Here is a 16,813-nt window from a genome sequence, read left to right as displayed (position 1 = left end):
TCAAGCCTGACCGTTGCAACAGGGCGCACAATCGAATAACCCGCGCGGGAACCATTCATGAGGGGCTGGCCATGACGACGGGCAAGAACGGAATCACTTATGCCGATGCGGGCGTTGATATTGATGCGGGGAACGCTCTGGTCGACCGGATCAAGCCCGCGGCCAAGCGGACCAACCGCTCGGGCGTGATGAGCGGGCTGGGCGGATTTGGGGCTCTGTTCGATCTTAAAGATGCCGGGTATCAGGATCCGATTCTGGTGGGAGCGACCGATGGCGTCGGCACCAAACTCCGGATCGCAATCGATACCGGCGTGGTGGACGGTGTTGGCATCGATTTGGTGGCAATGTGCGTCAACGACCTGATCTGCCAGGGTGCCGAGCCGCTGTTCTTCCTGGACTATTTTGCCACCGGCAAGCTGGACACCGACACCGCCGCGCGGATCATCGAAGGCATTGCCGAGGGCTGTGTGCAGTCCGGTTGCGCCCTGATCGGCGGTGAAACGGCCGAGATGCCTGGCATGTATCCTGATGGTGATTTCGATTTGGCCGGGTTCTCGGTCGGTGCGATGGAGCGTGGCGCGCATTTGCCTGCGGGTGTGCAGCAGGGCGACGTGCTGCTGGGGTTGGCTTCGAACGGGGTGCATTCCAACGGCTATTCGCTGGTGCGCAAGCTGGTTGAAATGTCGGGTCTGGGCTGGGATGCGGCGTCGCCCTTTGGTGACGGTTCGCTGGGCGAAGCACTGCTGACGCCCACGCGGCTGTATGTGAAGCCCGCCCTGCAGGCGATCCGGGCAGGCGGCGTGCACGCGCTGGCCCATATCACCGGCGGCGGTCTGACCGAGAACCTGCCGCGCGTTCTGCCCGAAGGGTTGGGTGCTCAGATCGACCTGAACGCCTGGGACCTTCCGCCCGTCTTCCGCTGGATGGCGGAAACCGGTGGTATCGTCGAGGCTGAGATGCTGAAGACCTTCAACTGCGGCATCGGCATGATCGTTGTCTGCGCCGAGGACCGGGCCGATGATCTGACCGCACTGCTGGCCGAGGCGGGCGAGACGGTTTCGCGCCTTGGCACCGTCACCGATGCCCCCGGCATGGCCTATTCGGGCCAATTGCTGTGAGCGAAAAACGCGTCGCCATCCTGATTTCAGGCGGTGGGTCCAACATGGTGTCGCTGGTCGACAGCATGGTCGGAGACCACCCGGCGCGCCCCTGTCTGGTGCTGTCGAACGACGCCGAGGCCGGCGGTTTGAAAAAGGCCGCCGCACGAGGTATCCCGACTGCATCGGTGGACCACCGCCCATTCAAAGGCGACCGCGCCGCGTTTGAGGCCGAATTGTTGAAGCCGCTGGAACAAGCGCAGCCGGATATCGTCTGTCTTGCTGGGTTCATGCGGGTTCTAACCGGCGATTTCGTGTCACGCTTTCAGGGTCGGATGCTGAACATCCACCCTTCGCTGCTGCCGAAATACAAAGGGCTCAATACCCATGCGCGCGCGATCGAAGCCGGCGACGCAGAGCATGGATGCTCGGTTCACGAGGTGACGGCGGCGCTGGATGACGGCCCGATCCTGGGACAGGCGCGGGTGGACATCGAACCCGGTGATACGGCCGAAGACCTCGCCGCCCGGGTGCTGGTGTGGGAGCACAAGCTTTATCCCGCAGTGTTGCGCCGTTACGCCAGTGAGGATCGGACTCCGGTGTTGCTGCCCTGAACGTCTCAGGGTGATTTACACGTGTGTCATAATCGGCCTATGGTCTGCACTACGGCTGGGTACGGACAAGATGATCAGCCGAAGAAAACAAGAGCAAGAACAGCACCGCGCATGAAAACCCTGACAACGACGCAAGAGCTGGCCGATTTCTGCAAGGCCGCGGCGGAATATGACTATGTCACCGTAGATACCGAGTTTCTGCGCGAACGGACCTACTATTCGAAACTCTGCCTGGTGCAGCTGGCCGTGCCGTCCGAAGGCGAAGACAGCGCGGTTTTGGTCGATCCGCTGGCCGATGGTCTGTCGCTGGACCCGCTGTATGAGCTGTTCGGAAACGAGAACGTGGTCAAGGTCTTCCATGCTGCCCGTCAGGATCTTGAGATTTTCTGGGTCGAGGCGGCCGTCTTCCCCAAACCCCTGTTCGACACGCAGGTCGCGGCGATGGTCTGCGGCTTTGGCGAGCAGGTGGGCTATGAAACGCTGGTGCGCAAGATCTGCAAGCAGGGGGTGGACAAGACGTCTCGCTTTACCGACTGGTCCCGGCGCCCGCTGTCCGAGGCACAAAAGACCTATGCGTTGGCGGACGTGACCCATCTGCGTCAGATTTACGAACACCTTGCGGCCCAGCTGAAAAAGTCGCAGCGCAGCCATTGGGTCGCTGAAGAACTGCAGATTCTGACCCAGCCGACGACCTATGACATTCGCCCCGAAGATGCGTGGAAGCGGGTGAAGACCCGGACAAATTCGGCCAAGTTCCTGGCCGTGGTGCGTGAACTGGCGCAGTTCCGCGAGGCTTATGCGCAGGAAAACAATGTCCCGCGCAGCCGGGTATTCAAAGATGACGCACTGATCGAGCTGGCCTCGACCAAGCCCAAGTCTCCGTCCGATTTGGGCGGGTCGCGTCTGCTGCTGCGCGAGGCGCGCAAGGGCGCGATTGCCGATGGCATTCTGACCGCCGTCAAAAAGGGCGTGAACTGCCCCTCGGACCAACTGCCGCACGTCGACAACAGCCGCGACAAGCTGAAAGTGAACCCGGCACTGGCGGATTTGCTGCGGGTGCTGCTGAAATCAAAAACCGAAAGCTCGGGCGTGGCTGCCAAGCTGATCGCCACCAGTTCCGAACTGGACCAGATCGCCGCGGGCGAGCGGGAACTGCCCGCCATGTCGGGCTGGCGGTTCGAGGTTTTCGGCGAAGATGCCCTGAAGCTCTGCGAAGGCAAGATCGCCCTGGCCGCAAAGGGCCAGAACGTCGAGGTCGTGTCCCTGTAACGCCGGTTACCGGCGACGGGATTCCAAAGCGTTCTGCTCTCCTACCACCCGGACCAAACGGGTGCTCTCCAGGTCTTTTTGGCTGATATTGATGGCGTCAGACACCATGCGTGACCGTTCGGTGCCCTGATTGGTCGCCTTGTTCGGGTAGTCCACGCGGAAAGTGAATTCCAGGACGCCGTTCTTTTGATTCTCTTCACTGTCCGTGCGCACAAGCCGAGCGTTATAGGCCCCTTGGCGCGCTGCGGTGCCCGCCGCATAGACAATCGCGCCGCCCGGGGTCGAGTCGATCCTCAACTCGTCAATTCTGGCGATCGGAACGCTGGTGTCTTCGGGCTCAGCTCGTGAAAACAGCCCGCCGCCATCCCCCTTTTGCGGAACCAGCGCGTCAGCGTCATTGGCAGAGGTTTCAACCGGTTCAGCCGGTGTACTTGATCCGAACCAGTTGGACGGGTTGGCCCGCGAGTCCCTCCAACCGCTGCAGGCAGAGACGGTCAGCGCGGCGACCAGAAGAACAGTAAACGATTTTTTCATGGTGCAGGCGTCCAGAGCAGTAATTCCAGCAATGGGTTATCGCAAATTCCTCTGTTTGAAAAGCCACGCTTGGGGGTGGACAGGCGCAGGTCGGCGGCATAGTTCACAGGTGTGACCGCAACAAAAGGACTGCCGCAAAATGGCCACGCCTGCCTTTGAGGAAATCGTCGAGGATTTCGAATTTCTGGAGGACTGGGAAGACCGGTATCGCCATGTCATCGATCAGGGCAAGGCGATGGAGCCGCTGGACGATGCGCTCAAGGTGCCGGCCACCAAGGTTCACGGCTGTGCCAGTCAGGTTTGGTTGCACCCGATCATCGAAGGCGGTGTCTTTCGCTTTGACGGCGACAGTGACGCGCTGATCGTACGGGGGCTGATCGCGGTTCTGCGTTCGCTGTATAACGGTCTGCCGGTCAACGAGGTTCCCACAGTGGACGCAGGCGGTGAACTGGCGCGTCTGGGCTTGAACGATCACCTGTCGGCGCAGCGCTCGAACGGGTTGCGCGCGATGATCGAGCGTATCCGGGACGTCGCGCAGGAGAACGCCTGACGCGGCTCACTTCGCCGGTTTGCGGGTTGCCCAATCCGTCAACGTGGATTCCAGATCGCCATAACCGGTAAAGCGACGCTCGAACTCCAATCCCATCCGCTCGGCGCAGTCACGGGCGCGGGCGGTCAGGTCCGGGTCGTCGATTTGTGCCTGATAGACCAGCTTGGTGTAGTTGCCGAAATACATGTCGCGCAGTTCGGGATGCCGGTCGAGGCCCAGAGGTTTCCAGACAAAGGCATCGAACTGCCGCGCCAGAAAGTCGGTCAGGTAAAAGGCGGTGGTTTCATCCTCGCCGCGGGCTTCAAACGCCTGATTTCCTTCGAAGAAGGAATAGCAGTGGGGCCCCTTGACCATCTCGACACCCAATTCGGCGCACGCTTTTTCCAGCAGGCCTCCGGTGCCGCAATCGGCGTAGACGACAAAAATCTGATCGTACTGATCGCGATGCTTGGCCACAGCCTCCTGAACCGCCTGAGTGATCTTTTCCGGATGCACATGCAAAATCGCCGGTAGGCAGGTCAGCGCCATGTGATCCCAGCCGTTGCGGTTCTTAAGGTCCAGAATCTCACGCGCCAGCGCGCCGCAAGCCAGCAGCAGAATTTGCCCCTGCGTATCAGCGGCGTAGCCCTTGGTTGTCAGGCTGGCATCGTCCGGCAATTTGTTCTGCTGCATCGGGTACCCCTTGGAATCTATACGACAGGTAGTGTGGCCTGCGGAAACAAAAAGGGCCGCCCGAATACCGGACGGCCCCTGAACAATCTACTGCGTCCGATCAGCCGGCCAGTTGGTTGTGCTTGCGCGAGACGAAGTCCTTGGCCATTTCAACGGCCACGGCTGCGTCACGGCAGTAACCGTCTGCGCCGATCGCCTTGCCAAACTCTTCGTTCAGCGGCGCGCCGCCAACCAGAACGATGTACTCTTCGCGCAGGCCTTGTTCGACCATCGTGTCGATTACGACCTTCATGTAGGGCATGGTTGTGGTCAGCAGGGCCGACATACCCAGGATGTCAGGCTGTTCAGTTTCCAGCGCTTCCAGGTAGTTTTCGACCGGGTTGTTGATGCCGATATCGACGACCTCGAAGCCTGCGCCTTCCATCATCATGGCAACCAGGTTCTTGCCGATGTCGTGGATGTCACCTTTGACGGTGCCGATGACCATCTTGCCCACACGCGGTGCGCCGGTTTCGGCCAGCAGCGGCTTGAGGATCGACATGCCGCCTTTCATGGCGTTTGCGGCCAGCAGAACCTCGGGGACGAACAGGATGCCGTCACGGAAGTCATGGCCGACAACGGTCATACCACCGACCAGAGCTTTGGTCAGGATGTCGTAGGGGGTCCATCCGCGTTCCAGCAGGATGTTCACACCTTCTTCGATCTCTTCTTTCAGACCGTCGTAAAGATCGTCGAACATCTGTTCGACAAGCTCTTCGTCATTGAGTTCGGACAGGACGATGTCTTCTTCGTCGGACATGGGGCGCTTCCCTGAGCTGTGCGGACCATCGGCCCGTGGTGGCATTTTTGCCGTTTTGGCCAAAACGCCGCAGTTTGACTGTGACGATTGCGACCTCAGTGGTTTCGAGACCGACCTATACGTCAGATTTTTGCAAGGCTCGACAGAATTTTCTGCAAGATCATCCTGCATTTCGTTCATTTTCCATTTCTGCCTGTCTTGTCGGGATCACGGGGCTGAAATCTACGCGAAACTACAAGGCCTGCTTGTCGGATTGCGTAAATGTATATATATCCCGAATGAGAACATAACGAGAACAGACATGCCTGTGCCGCATATCCGGGGCCGTGGGGCCGCCACAAACACAGCAGGCCGGTTCGAGCAATTCGACACCGTACCCTGCGATGACGGCTGGGAGATCGAAGAGGATATCCCACCCTTGCGGACCGATGTCAGGGATGAGATCGCGCGCAGCCTGATCACGTATAATCGCTCGCCGGACCTGCCGTTTGACCGATCGATCAACCCGTATCGCGGGTGCGAACATGGCTGCGTTTACTGTTTTGCGCGCCCGACTCACGCCTATCTAGGATTGTCGCCGGGTCTGGACTTTGAAACCCGCCTGATCGCCCGTCCGAACGCGGCGGATATCTTGCGCAAGGAACTGTCCTCCAAGGGGTATAAAGTCGCGCCCATCGCTTTGGGGACAAATACAGACCTCTATCAACCCGTTGAAAATAGCCGATGTATTACAAGAGGTTGCCTGTTAGTCTTGCAGGAGTTCCACCATCCGGTCGGCATTGTTACCAAGGGTGCTTTGATCGAACGGGATCTGGATATTCTGGCACCGATGGCGGCGAAGGGCTTGGTACGAGTCGGGATTTCGTTGACCACGCTTGATGCGAATCTGTCCCGGCGGATGGAGCCGCGGGCGCCATCGCCGCAAAGGCGGTTGGCCGTTATTCGCCGCCTGACCGAGGCGGGCGTCCCGGTGCGGGTTATGACTTCTCCGGTGATTCCGGGGCTCACGGATCATGAGTTGGAACATCTGCTGGAAGCGGGCAGGGATGCGGGTGCCGATGCCGCCAGTTGGATCATGTTGCGCCTGCCGCGCGAAGTGTCGGAACTGTGGCAGGATTGGCTGAAGGATCACGAACCCGCGCGCGCCGAGAAAATCATGTCCAAGCTGCGCGAGATGCACGGGGGCAGGGACTATGACCCACGTTGGGGTCACCGGATGCGAGGTGAAGGGGAATATGCGGGGCTGATTGCAAAGCGGTTCGCGTTGGCGGTCAAACGTTTGGGGCTGGCGACGCGCACACCGCCCCTGCGATGTGATCTGTTTGCCCGACCGGCTCAGGTAGGGGATCAGTTGAGCCTGCTGTAACAAAAAAAGCCCCGGACGCAGGTCCGGGGCTTAGGCGTTCAATCGCGGCGATCAGCGGTTTTCGATGTCCACATAGTCGCGCATGGTCTCGCCCAGATACAGCTGGCGCGGGCGACCGATCTTGTTCTGAGGATCTGCGATCATCTCTTTCCACTGGCTGACCCAGCCAACGGTGCGCGACAGCGCAAAGATCGGGGTGAACATCGAGGTCGGGAAGCCCATCGCTTCGAGGATGATGCCCGAGTAGAAGTCCACGTTCGGGAACAGTTTCTTCTCGGCGAAATACGGATCTTCCAGCGCTTCGCGCTCCAGTTCCTTGGCGACCTGCAGTTTCGGATTGTCTTCGATACCCAGCAGGTCCAGCACCTCGTCGGCCGATTGCTTCATCACCTTCGCGCGCGGGTCGAAGTTCTTGTAGACGCGGTGGCCAAAACCCATCAGGCGGAACGGATCGTCCTTATCCTTGGCGCGGGCGATGTATTCGGGAATGCGATCGACCGATCCGATCTCTTCCAGCATCTCAAGGCAAGCCTGGTTTGCACCACCATGGGCCGGACCCCACAGGCAGGCGATGCCAGCCGCAATACAGGCGAACGGGTTTGCGCCCGAGGACGACGCCAGACGTACGGTCGAGGTCGAGGCGTTCTGTTCGTGATCTGCGTGCAGGGTAAAGATGCGGTCCATCGCACGGCTGAGGATCGGGTTGACCTCATATTCTTCGGCCGGAACGCTGAAGCACATGCGCAGGAAGTTCGACGCATAGTCCAGATCGTTGCGCGGATACACGAAGGGCTGACCGGTGTGGTACTTGTACGCCCAGGCCGCAATGGTGGGCATCTTAGCGATCAGGCGGTGCGAGGCGATTTCGCGCTGACGTGGGTCGGTAACGTCGGTCGAGTCGTGATAGAAGGCCGACATTGCGCCAACAACACCCACCATGATCGCCATCGGGTGCGCGTCACGGCGGAAACCGCGGTAGAAATACTGCATCTGCTCGTGCAGCATGGTGTGCTTGGTGATCGTGGTTTCGAACTTTTCCAGATCCTTGGCGACAGGCAGCTCTCCGTACAGCAGCAGGTAGCAAACTTCGAGGAAGTGAGATTTCTCGGCCAGTTGGTCAATCGGATAGCCACGGTGCAGCAGTTCACCTTTTTCGCCGTCGATATAGGTGATGGTGCTGTCGCAGCTTGCGGTCGATGTGAAGCCGGGATCGTAGGTAAACACGCCAGCCTGACCATAGAGCTTGCGGATATCGATTACGTCTGGCCCCGCGGTTGGCGAATGAACCGGCAACTCGTAAGTTTCCCCATGGACTTTCAGAGTGGCTGTTTTGTTGTCGGTCATTTTTGTCCCTTCCTCGTTCATGCGCGTGCCGAAAAAGTGATCGGCTGAGCGGTCAGCGGTCACGCACATATGTGCTGACCGGGTCGTAGCGGAGCAGCGTTACCTGAATATGAACCCAGGATTAGTTTGCTGCGTCGGAAAGCCGCGCCAGGGTTTCTTCGCGCCCCAGCACAAGCATCATGTCAAACACCGAAGGTGTTACAGCTCGTCCTGCCAGTACCGCCCTGAGCGGGCCGGCCAACTTGCCGAACTTGATCCCCTGCGCCTCTGCAAAGGCGTTGAGGGCGTCCTCCAGTTCGTTCCGCGACCAGCTAACATTTTGCACGTGCGGCGTCAATTCTTTCAGTATACCGTCGGATACAGATTGTAGCGCCTTTGCCGCTTTCTCATCCGGTTCGACGGGGCGTGAAATCAACGCAAAGTGTGCTTTTTCAAGCAGTTCCGGGAAAGTGCGCGCGCGGTCCTTAAGACAATACATCGCACGTTCCAGATCACCGGATTGTGTCGTGGTCAGAGCGGGAAGTTCCGCTGCGTCCAGATAGGCTTCGATTTCCTGCCGCAGTGCAGCGTCATCCGAAACCGCAATATGTTGCCCGCAGAGATTTTCGAGCTTTTTCAAGTCGAAGCGGGCCGGACTTTTACCAATACCGTCCAGATCGAACCACTCTTTTGCTTGCTCGTCGGTAAAGAACTCGTCGTCACCGTGGCTCCATCCGAGACGCGCAAGGTAGTTGCGCATGCCTGACGCCGGGTAACCCATCGCCTGATATTCCTGCGCGCCCAAAGCGCCGTGACGTTTCGACAGCTTCTTGCCGTCCGGTCCGTGAATCAGGGGGATATGTGCCCAGACCGGAACGTCCCAGCCCATCGCCTCATAGATCATCATCTGGCGCGCGGCGTTGTTCAGGTGGTCGTCTCCACGGATCACATGGGTCACGCCCATGTCGTGATCGTCCACCACTACGGCCAGCATATAAACCGGGGTTCCGTCCGAGCGCAGCAGGATCATGTCGTCCAGCTGATCGTTACGGATGGTCACGTCGCCTTGCACCTGATCGCGGATCACGGTTGCGCCGTCTTGCGGGGCCTTGATACGGATCACGAACGGCGCGTCCGGATGGGTCGCCGGGTCGGCGTCGCGCCAGGGGCTGCGGAACAGCGTCGATTTGCCCTCGGCCCGGGCCTGTTCGCGGAATTCGGCGATCTCGTCCTGAGTCGAAAAACACTTGTACGCCTTGCCCTCGGCCAGCAGTTGATGAGCCACTTCGGCGTGGCGCGCGGCCCCTTCGAACTGGCTGATCACGTCGCCATCATGGTCTAGGCCAAGCCATTCCATGCCCTGCAGGATTGCCGCCGTAGCCTCGGGGGTCGAGCGTTCGCGGTCGGTGTCTTCGATCCGCAGCAGGAACTTGCCGCCACGCCCACGGGCAAAGAGCCAGTTGAACAGGGCGGTACGGGCGCCGCCGATGTGCAGAAAACCGGTGGGCGAGGGGGCGAAACGGGTGACGACCTGATCGGACATTGTATGGATTAACCTTTTGGTAACCGTGTCTGGCATAGTTTGGCGTCTGTCTAACGAGCCCGAAGGACGGGGGCAACCATGCGTGTTCTGGCACGGGTCGAGGCCGCATTGCTGAACCAGACAGGGTATTTGTTCCAGTGGTCTCCGGTATGTCTGGCTGTCGGTATTGGTCTGTACTTCAGTCTCCGGTTTGAACCGGGTTGGCAGGTGTATTCGTGCCTGCTGGCGCTGACGTTGGTTCTTGTCATGACCGGTCGCAAGATGCGAACCGGCTGGGCTGCGTTGGCAATGGGGGGTGCGCTGATTGCGGCTGGCTTTGTACTGGCCGGCGCGCGGGCCCACTCGGTCGCAGAGCCGGTTCTATCCTGGCGCTATTACGGCCCGGTCGAGGGGCGGGTCGTAGCCATGGACCGCTCTGCCTCGGACGCGTTGCGGGTGACGCTGGATCAGGTGCGCATAGGGGATGTGCCCAAGGACCGCAGACCGCAGCGCGTCCGGCTTTCCTTGCACGGCGATCCGGCCTCACTTGCGCCGGGCCAAAGGATCATGACCACAGGCCACCTGTCGCCGCCACAAGGCCCGGTCGAGCCCGGAGGGTTCGATTTCCGCCGTCACGCTTGGTTTCAGCGTCTTGGGGCGGTTGGATACACACGCGTGCCGGTGATGACGATTGCGCGACCGGAAGAGGCGACCGAAGGGGTGCGCGTCACGGCATTGCGGATGGCGATCTCGCAGAGGGTGCGTTCAATCCTGCCTGGTGAGATCGGAGGGTTCGCTGCGGCGGTCACAACTGGCGACCGTAGTGGTATGGGGCAGGAGACGCTGAAATCGCTGCGCGCATCAAACCTTGCGCATTTGCTGGCGATATCCGGCCTGCATATGGGCCTGCTGACCGGGTTCGTCTACTTGGTCTTCCGACTGGCCCTGTCTGCGATTCCCGCCGTGGCCTTGCGCCTGCCTGTTCGCAAGCTGGCGGCGCTCTGCGCGTTGGTTGCGGCGGTCATCTACCTGATGTTGTCCGGCGGTAATGTCGCCACCGAGCGGGCCTTTGTCATGGCCAGCGTCATGCTTGGGGCCATTCTGATCGACCGTCGCGCAATTTCCCTGCGAGTCGTTGCGGTGGCTGCTTTGATCGTCTTGGTGCTGCGTCCCGAATCTCTGCTGAGCCCCGGGTTTCAGATGTCTTTTGCCGCGACGACCGCGCTTGTCGCGGTGTTCGGTCAATTGCGGGGTTATGGGCCGATGCCGGGGCCGAAATGGACGAAACCTGTGGCGGGGTTGCTCTTGTCCTCGGCCATTGCAGGTCTGGCGACGGCTCCAATAGGGGCGGCGCATTTCAACACGATGTCGCATTACGGGCTGCTGGCGAACATGTTGTCGGTTCCGGTGATGGGCATGGTTGTGGTACCGGCAGCTTTTGTTGCGGCGCTGTTGGCCCCGTTCGGGCTGGAAGCATTGGCGCTGCATGTCATGGGACTGGGGTTGCAGTGGATTTTGATCGTCTCGGACAAGGTGTCCGGTCTGGATGGCGCGCAAGGATACGTCGTCAGTCCGCCGCACTATGTTTTACCGATGTTTGCGCTGGGTGCCTTGTGGCTGGCGCTGAGGCGCGGGCGGGCGAAATGGGTTGGAGCTGCCCCGGTGGTGGCGGCCTTTTTGCTTTGGGGGCAGGGGCACCGCCCCGAGGTTCTGATTGCGGATTCCGGAGGGTTGGTGGGCGTAATGACTGAAAACGGTCGTGCGCTCAGCAAGGAAAAGGGCAGCGGGTTTATTGCGACTGTTTGGCTGGAAAATGACGGGGATGGCGTGGATCAGATGAATGCTGCCCGTCGCTGGCCCGACCCGTCAGGCGGGATTCAGCGGTATGTCTGGCAGGGCAAGGAACTGGTCCATGTAACCGGAAAACGTGCTGCACAAGGGTTCGAGGAATGTCGAAAGAACCAGATCGTTGTCTCGGCAGTTCCCTTGGATTTGAATGGTGATTGCGGCCTTTTCGACCCGGATCGATTGAAAGAGACCGGGAGCCTGGCTGTCTCGAACGGTCGCATAACAACCAGCCGAGAAGCCATTGGCCATCGTTTGTGGTCCCCGGAAATGGCCGGGAACCATCGTGAAAAACAAACTCAGTAGCTGCGGATCAGCCCGACCAGTCGGCCCTGAACCTTGACCTTGTCCTCGGGTAGAACGCGGGTTTCATAGGCGGGGTTTGCAGCCTCGAGTGCGATGGCGTTGCCGCGCCGGAAGAACCGTTTCAGCGTGGCTTCCTGATCCTCGACCAGCGCCACAACGATGTCGCCGTTATCCGCCACCTTGGTTTCGCGGATGACCACAACGTCACCGTCATTGATGCCCGCGTCGATCATGGAATCCCCGCGAACTTCCAGCGCATAATGCTCACCTTTGCCCGAGACCATGCTGCCCGGAACGGCAACGCGGTGCGAGACATGGCTGATCGCCTCAATCGGGACACCTGCGGCGATGCGGCCCATCACCGGCAGTTCCATGGCGTCCACAGTGACCGGTTCGAAATTCGCCGGGCGCGGGCCCTCGGGCTTGTCGCCTTCGATAACACGCGGTTTAAAGGCGGCCGTCGGCTCGCCGCCCAGACTTTCGGGCAGTTTGACAATCTCAATGGCGCGGGCTCGGTGGGCGAGGCGGCGGATAAAGCCGCGTTCTTCCAGCGCCGTGATCAGGCGGTGGATACCGGATTTCGAGCGCAGATCCAGCGCGGCTTTCATTTCATCGAAACTGGGCGGAACGCCGTCCGCCTGAACGCGTTTGTGGATGAATTCCAACAAATCCAACTGCTTCTTGGTCAGCATTGCTCACACCTCGTCGGTCATGCGTTTTCTTTTGTTCTACGCATGTTCACGTTTTGTGTCAACGGATTTGAGCGTGGTTCAGATCGGCAGGTACAGAACCTCATCCCCGGCAGCGCGCGCCGGATCATGTGGTTCGCGCACCAAAAGTGCGTTCGCCTGCGCCAGAACACTCAGCAGAGAACTGTCCTGATCCGCACACGCGCGAATGCCCGTGTGGTCCAGTATCGCGCGCATGTAGTGCTCGCGCGGACCGTTTTCGCCAATCGGCTCGGCCAGAATAGCCCGCTGAAACGGGGTCAGTGCCTGTTCAATCCCCAGCATCCGCCGCACCATCGGAATCAGGAAGAGGTAACCGCAAACCATTGCACTCACAGGGTTTCCCGGCAGTCCAACCATCGCGGAATCGCCCAGCCGCCCAGCCATCAGAGGTTTTCCCGGACGCATACGGATCTTGTAGAAGGACCGCTCCATCCCCAGCGATTGCGAGACATCGGCAACCAGATCATATTCGCCAACCGACGCGCCACCGATAGTGACAACCAGATCGGCCCCTTCCGCCAGCCCAAAGGCGGTTTCAAGAGAAGCGATGGTGTCGCGCGCAATCGGCAGGATGCGCACCTGCGCACCAGCATTTTCAAGCAGGGCTTTCAGGCCAAATGTGTTCGAGGCGATGATCTGGTCCGGTCCTGGAGTCTCGCCCGGCATGACCAGTTCATCCCCGGTCGAGATCAGTGCAACGACGGGCTTACGCGTAACCGGCGCAGTCGGGATGTTCATAGCCGCCATCAACGCGACGTCCTCGGGGCGCAAAACGCGAGGGGCCGAGATTTGGGTGCCAGTTTGGAAGTCTATACCGGCAGGGCGGATGTTTGACTTGGATCCTGGCTCGTCCGTGATTGTCAGCAGATCACCACGACGGTCGGTATCTTCCTGAATAACAACGAAATCCGCGCCTTCTGGCACCGGTGCGCCGGTGAAGATACGCACAGCTTGACCCGGTCCGACGGTGCCTTCGAACCGACGTCCGGCCGCGGATTCACCAATGACCTTGAACATGGCGTGCAATTCGACCTCGGCCGATTTGAGCGCATAGCCATCCATCGAGGACGCGGCAAAAGGCGGCTGATCGCGGGTGGCGCTGACATCCTGTGCCAATACACGCCCGGCGGCTTCGACAAGCGGAACCGTTTCGACGTCCAGCGGGGAAACGAGATCAAACAGCAGCGCCCGAGCGTCTTCGACCGTAATCATTTCGCCTCGTAACGCCCTGATTTTCCGCCGTCTTTTAACAGAACCCGGATGCCGCCGATTTCCATCGCCTTATCGACGGCCTTGGTCATGTCATAGACGGTCAGCGCGGCGGTTGAGGCTGCGGTCAGCGCCTCCATCTCAACCCCGGTCTGGCCCGAGGTCTTGACGGTTGCCTCGATCTGGACGCCGGGCAGGTCGGGGTCCAGGGTTAACTCAACGGCCACTTTGGTCACTGGCAGGGGGTGGCACAACGGGATCAGGTCGGGCGTTCTCTTTGCCCCCATGATCCCGGCCAAACGCGCGACGCCGAGAACGTCACCCTTCTTGGCGCGGCCTTCCGAGATCAGATCAAAGGTTTCCTGCGCCATTTTGATATGCGCGGCGGCAACCGCCACCCGGTCCGTGACGGCCTTGTCCGACACATCGACCATATGAGCCTGTCCTTGCGCGTCAAAATGGGTCAGAGGCATCACATCACTCCGGGAATTAGCGGGTTTGCCAGCAATTGACGTGTGGCCGCTGTGACATCGTCCTGACGCATCAGGCTTTCACCGATCAGGAAGCAGCGCGCGCCATAGCGGGCGATATCGGCCAGGTCTTCGGGTGTGCTTAGACCGCTTTCGCATACAATGGTCCGGTCACCCGGCACCAGTTTCGACAACCGGCGCGTGGTATCAAGCGAGGTCTCGAAAGTCTTGAGATTGCGGTTGTTTATCCCGATCAGTGGGCTTTTCAGCTGCGTTGCACGCTCCAGTTCGGCCTCGTCATGAACCTCGATCAGAACGTCCATGCCCCAGTCGAACGCGGTTTGCTCCAGTTCGGCCGCTTGACTGTCTTCGACCGAGGCCATGATGATCAGAATGCAATCCGCGCCCAAAGCGCGCGCTTCGATCACCTGATAGGGGTCGTACATGAAATCCTTGCGCAGTGCGGGCAGCGATGTGGCGGCGCGGGCGGCGGTCAGGTATTCCTTGGCGCCCTGAAAGCTGGGCGTATCGGTCAGCACCGACAAGCAGGCCGCGCCGCCGTCTTCATAGGCTTTGGCCAGCGCGGGCGGATCGAAGTCGGGGCGGATCAACCCTTTGGAAGGGCTGGCTTTCTTAACCTCGGCGATCAGACCATAGCCCTTGCGCGTTGCCTTTTGCAGTGCGGCTGCAAAGCCACGAACCTCAGGAGCTATTTGTGCCTCACCTTCCAGAAGGTCCAGAGGTTTCTCTGCCTTGTCAGCGGCAACTTCCTCCAGTTTATAGGCTTTGATCTTGTCCAGTACCGTCTCTGTCATGCGGCCTCCTGAGTCATTCGGGCCAGTGCGGCGATTTTTTCTTTGGCTTTTCCGCTGTCTATGCTTTCGACGGCTTTGGCAACCCCGTCCTTAAGGTCACTGGCCGCATCTGCGACGACCAGAGCGGCGGCAGAGTTCAACAGCACCGCATCACGATAGGCCGATGGCTGCCCGTCCAGCAGCGCGCGGAAGGCGACGGCGTTTTCTTCGGGCGTGCCGCCGAGGATATCCTCGAACGGATGCACCGGCAGGCCTGCGTCTTCGGGGTGAAGCTCAACCTCTTTGACAATGCCGTCCTCAAGCGCAGCCACCCAGCTGATGCCGGTGATGGTCAGTTCATCGGTGCCATCCGATCCATGTACCAGCCATGCGCGGTCCGAGCCGAGCAGGCCCAGCGTTTCCGCCATGGGCCGGATCAAATCGCGGTTGAACGCTCCGGTCAGTTGGCGTTTGACGCCGGCCGGGTTGGTGAGCGGGCCGAGGATGTTGAATATCGTGCGGGTCCCAAGCTCTTGCCGCGAGGGCATGACATGGGCGATGGCCGGGTGGTGCATCGGAGCCATCATGAAACCGATACCGACCTCTTCCAAAGCGTTTTCAACCACTTCCGGGCCGACCATCACGTTGATGCCCAGCTGCCCCAAAGCATCCGCAGCCCCGGATTTCGAGCTGAGATTGCGGTTGCCGTGTTTCGCAACGGTCACTCCGGCCCCGGCCACAACAAAGGCCGTAGCGGTCGAGATGTTCAGCGTGCCCTTGCCGTCGCCCCCGGTGCCGACGATGTCCATCGCTCCGTCAGGGGCTTTGACCGCATGGCACTTTGCACGCATGACGGCAGCGGCGGCGGCGTATTCTTCGACCGTTTCACCTCGGGTGCGCATTGCCATCAAAAGCCCGCCAATCTGGCTGGGCGTGGCTTCGCCTTCAAACAGGATGCCAAAGGCCTGCTCGGCCTCGTCGCGGGTCAAAGGCCGGTCGGCGGCGGCTCCGATCAGCGGTTTCAGAGCGTCGCTCATGCGGGAACTTTCATCTCGGACAGGAAATTCTTGAGCAGGGCGTGGCCGTGCTCGGAGGCGATGGATTCCGGGTGGAACTGAACGCCGTGGATGGGCAGCTCTTTATGCTGCAGCCCCATGATGGTGCCGTCTTCCAGTTCGGCGGTGACCTCAAGGCAATCGGGCAGGGTGTTGGGATCGACCACCAGTGAGTGATAGCGGGTCGCCTCAAATGGCGTGGGCAGCCCGGCAAAAAGGCCTTTGCCGGTATGATGCATGGTGCCCATCTTGCCGTGCACGATTTCATGGCAGCGGATGACGTCGCCGCCAAAGGCCTGTCCAATGGTCTGGTGGCCCAGACACACGCCCATCAGCGGCGTCTTCGTCTCGGCTGCGGCCTCGGTCAGGGCCAGACAGATTCCCGCCTGATCGGGATCGCAGGGGCCGGGACTCAGCAGGATGCCGGCCGGGTTCATGGCCATGGCTTCCTGAACATCCAGGGCATCATTCCGCCGAATGACCATTTCGGCGCCAAGTTCGCCTAAATAGTGTACGAGGTTGTAAGTAAACGAGTCGTAGTTGTCGATCAGCAGCAGCATTTGGGCACTTGTCTCGGCTTGGGCATTTCGGGCTGGCGATACAGCCCCGAGCCACGGTATAATGTCGGGACATACATGCTCAGGCTTGCGCGGCAGC

The 16,813-nt window shown here is 60.2% G+C and carries 17 protein-coding genes; 6 read left to right on the top strand and 11 right to left on the bottom strand.

Translation table 11 applies throughout. The features are described 5' to 3' along the window. Positions 1–71: 71 nt before the first annotated feature. From purM to rnd, 3 genes are all read left to right on the top strand, one after another. Positions 72–1,118 (top strand): phosphoribosylformylglycinamidine cyclo-ligase, encoded by a 1,047-nt coding sequence (purM, locus tag GOX88_RS03515; RefSeq protein ID WP_170399255.1) that lies wholly within the window; start codon positions 72–74, stop codon positions 1,116–1,118. Next, positions 1,115–1,711: a phosphoribosylglycinamide formyltransferase gene (gene purN / locus GOX88_RS03510; protein WP_170399252.1), complete on the top strand. Its 597-nt coding sequence runs from the start codon at positions 1,115–1,117 to the stop codon at positions 1,709–1,711. Before purM ends, purN begins: the two co-directional genes overlap by 4 nt. Positions 1,712–1,822: 111 nt before the next feature. Then, entirely contained in the window at positions 1,823–2,980 is a 1,158-nt protein-coding gene (gene rnd / locus GOX88_RS03505) for a ribonuclease D (protein WP_170399249.1), read from the top strand. A gap of 6 nt (positions 2,981–2,986) precedes the next feature. Here the strand turns inward: rnd and GOX88_RS03500 are convergent, their stop codons facing one another. Continuing rightward, positions 2,987–3,514 carry a hypothetical protein gene (locus tag GOX88_RS03500; RefSeq protein ID WP_170399246.1) on the bottom strand — a complete coding sequence of 176 codons (528 nt, stop codon included), beginning with the start codon at positions 3,512–3,514 and terminating at the stop codon, positions 2,987–2,989. A 139-nt stretch (positions 3,515–3,653) separates the two neighbouring features. Between GOX88_RS03500 and GOX88_RS03495 the strand changes: the two genes are divergently transcribed. Further along, a complete protein-coding gene (locus tag GOX88_RS03495) occupies positions 3,654–4,064 on the top strand; it encodes a SufE family protein (protein WP_170325059.1) in 411 nt (136 codons plus the stop codon). A 6-nt stretch (positions 4,065–4,070) separates the two neighbouring features. Here the strand turns inward: GOX88_RS03495 and GOX88_RS03490 are convergent, their stop codons facing one another. Next, a complete protein-coding gene (locus GOX88_RS03490; protein ID WP_170399243.1) occupies positions 4,071–4,736 on the bottom strand; it encodes a DUF1638 domain-containing protein in 666 nt (221 codons plus the stop codon). 100 nt (positions 4,737–4,836) lie between these two features. Continuing rightward, the gene (locus GOX88_RS03485; RefSeq protein ID WP_170399240.1) at positions 4,837–5,535 is read right to left on the bottom strand and encodes a corrinoid protein; all 699 of its coding nucleotides are present in this window, start codon (positions 5,533–5,535) and stop codon (positions 4,837–4,839) included. 301 nt (positions 5,536–5,836) lie between these two features. On the opposite strand from GOX88_RS03485, the gene GOX88_RS03480 reads away from it, so the two are divergent. Then, positions 5,837–6,901 carry a PA0069 family radical SAM protein gene (locus GOX88_RS03480; protein WP_170399238.1) on the top strand — a complete coding sequence of 355 codons (1,065 nt, stop codon included), beginning with the start codon at positions 5,837–5,839 and terminating at the stop codon, positions 6,899–6,901. 51 nt (positions 6,902–6,952) lie between these two features. Here GOX88_RS03480 and gltA read toward each other — a convergent pair whose 3' ends face one another. After that, positions 6,953–8,245: a citrate synthase gene (gene gltA, locus GOX88_RS03475; RefSeq protein ID WP_170399236.1), complete on the bottom strand. Its 1,293-nt coding sequence runs from the start codon at positions 8,243–8,245 to the stop codon at positions 6,953–6,955. Between the two features lie 121 nt (positions 8,246–8,366). Then, positions 8,367–9,767 (bottom strand): glutamate--tRNA ligase, encoded by a 1,401-nt coding sequence (gene gltX, locus GOX88_RS03470; protein WP_170399234.1) that lies wholly within the window; start codon positions 9,765–9,767, stop codon positions 8,367–8,369. Positions 9,768–9,845: 78 nt separating this feature from the next. Here gltX and GOX88_RS03465 point away from each other — a divergent pair, with 78 nt between their 5' ends. Then, positions 9,846–11,897 (top strand): ComEC/Rec2 family competence protein, encoded by a 2,052-nt coding sequence (locus GOX88_RS03465; RefSeq protein ID WP_170399233.1) that lies wholly within the window; start codon positions 9,846–9,848, stop codon positions 11,895–11,897. Here GOX88_RS03465 and lexA read toward each other — a convergent pair. The 6 genes from lexA to GOX88_RS03435 form a co-directional block, all read right to left on the bottom strand. After that, positions 11,891–12,589 carry a transcriptional repressor LexA gene (gene lexA, locus GOX88_RS03460; RefSeq protein WP_170399231.1) on the bottom strand — a complete coding sequence of 233 codons (699 nt, stop codon included), beginning with the start codon at positions 12,587–12,589 and terminating at the stop codon, positions 11,891–11,893. The genes GOX88_RS03465 and lexA overlap by 7 nt on opposite strands. Before the next feature lie 78 nt (positions 12,590–12,667). Then, entirely contained in the window at positions 12,668–13,840 is a 1,173-nt protein-coding gene (locus GOX88_RS03455; RefSeq protein ID WP_170399230.1) for a molybdopterin molybdotransferase MoeA, read from the bottom strand. Next, complete coding sequence (moaC, locus tag GOX88_RS03450; protein WP_170399229.1) at positions 13,837–14,310, bottom strand: cyclic pyranopterin monophosphate synthase MoaC; 474 nt, start codon at positions 14,308–14,310, stop codon at positions 13,837–13,839. Before moaC ends, GOX88_RS03455 begins: the two co-directional genes overlap by 4 nt. Further along, on the bottom strand, positions 14,310–15,122 hold the full coding sequence (trpC, locus tag GOX88_RS03445) for an indole-3-glycerol phosphate synthase TrpC (protein ID WP_170399226.1): 813 nt from the start codon (positions 15,120–15,122) through the stop codon (positions 14,310–14,312). Before trpC ends, moaC begins: the two co-directional genes overlap by 1 nt. After that, positions 15,119–16,138, bottom strand: coding sequence for an anthranilate phosphoribosyltransferase (trpD, locus tag GOX88_RS03440; RefSeq protein WP_170399223.1), 1,020 nt, complete (start codon positions 16,136–16,138; stop codon positions 15,119–15,121). The genes trpC and trpD overlap by 4 nt, the downstream gene beginning before the upstream one ends. Continuing rightward, positions 16,135–16,716 carry an anthranilate synthase component II gene (locus GOX88_RS03435; RefSeq protein WP_170399220.1) on the bottom strand — a complete coding sequence of 194 codons (582 nt, stop codon included), beginning with the start codon at positions 16,714–16,716 and terminating at the stop codon, positions 16,135–16,137. Before GOX88_RS03435 ends, trpD begins: the two co-directional genes overlap by 4 nt. Positions 16,717–16,813: the final 97 nt, after the last annotated feature.

Source organism: Ruegeria arenilitoris, from assembly GCF_013030985.1.
Taxonomy (GTDB): Bacteria; Pseudomonadota; Alphaproteobacteria; order Rhodobacterales; family Rhodobacteraceae; genus Ruegeria; species Ruegeria arenilitoris_B.
This window is presented reverse-complemented; position numbering and strand designations above follow the sequence as displayed.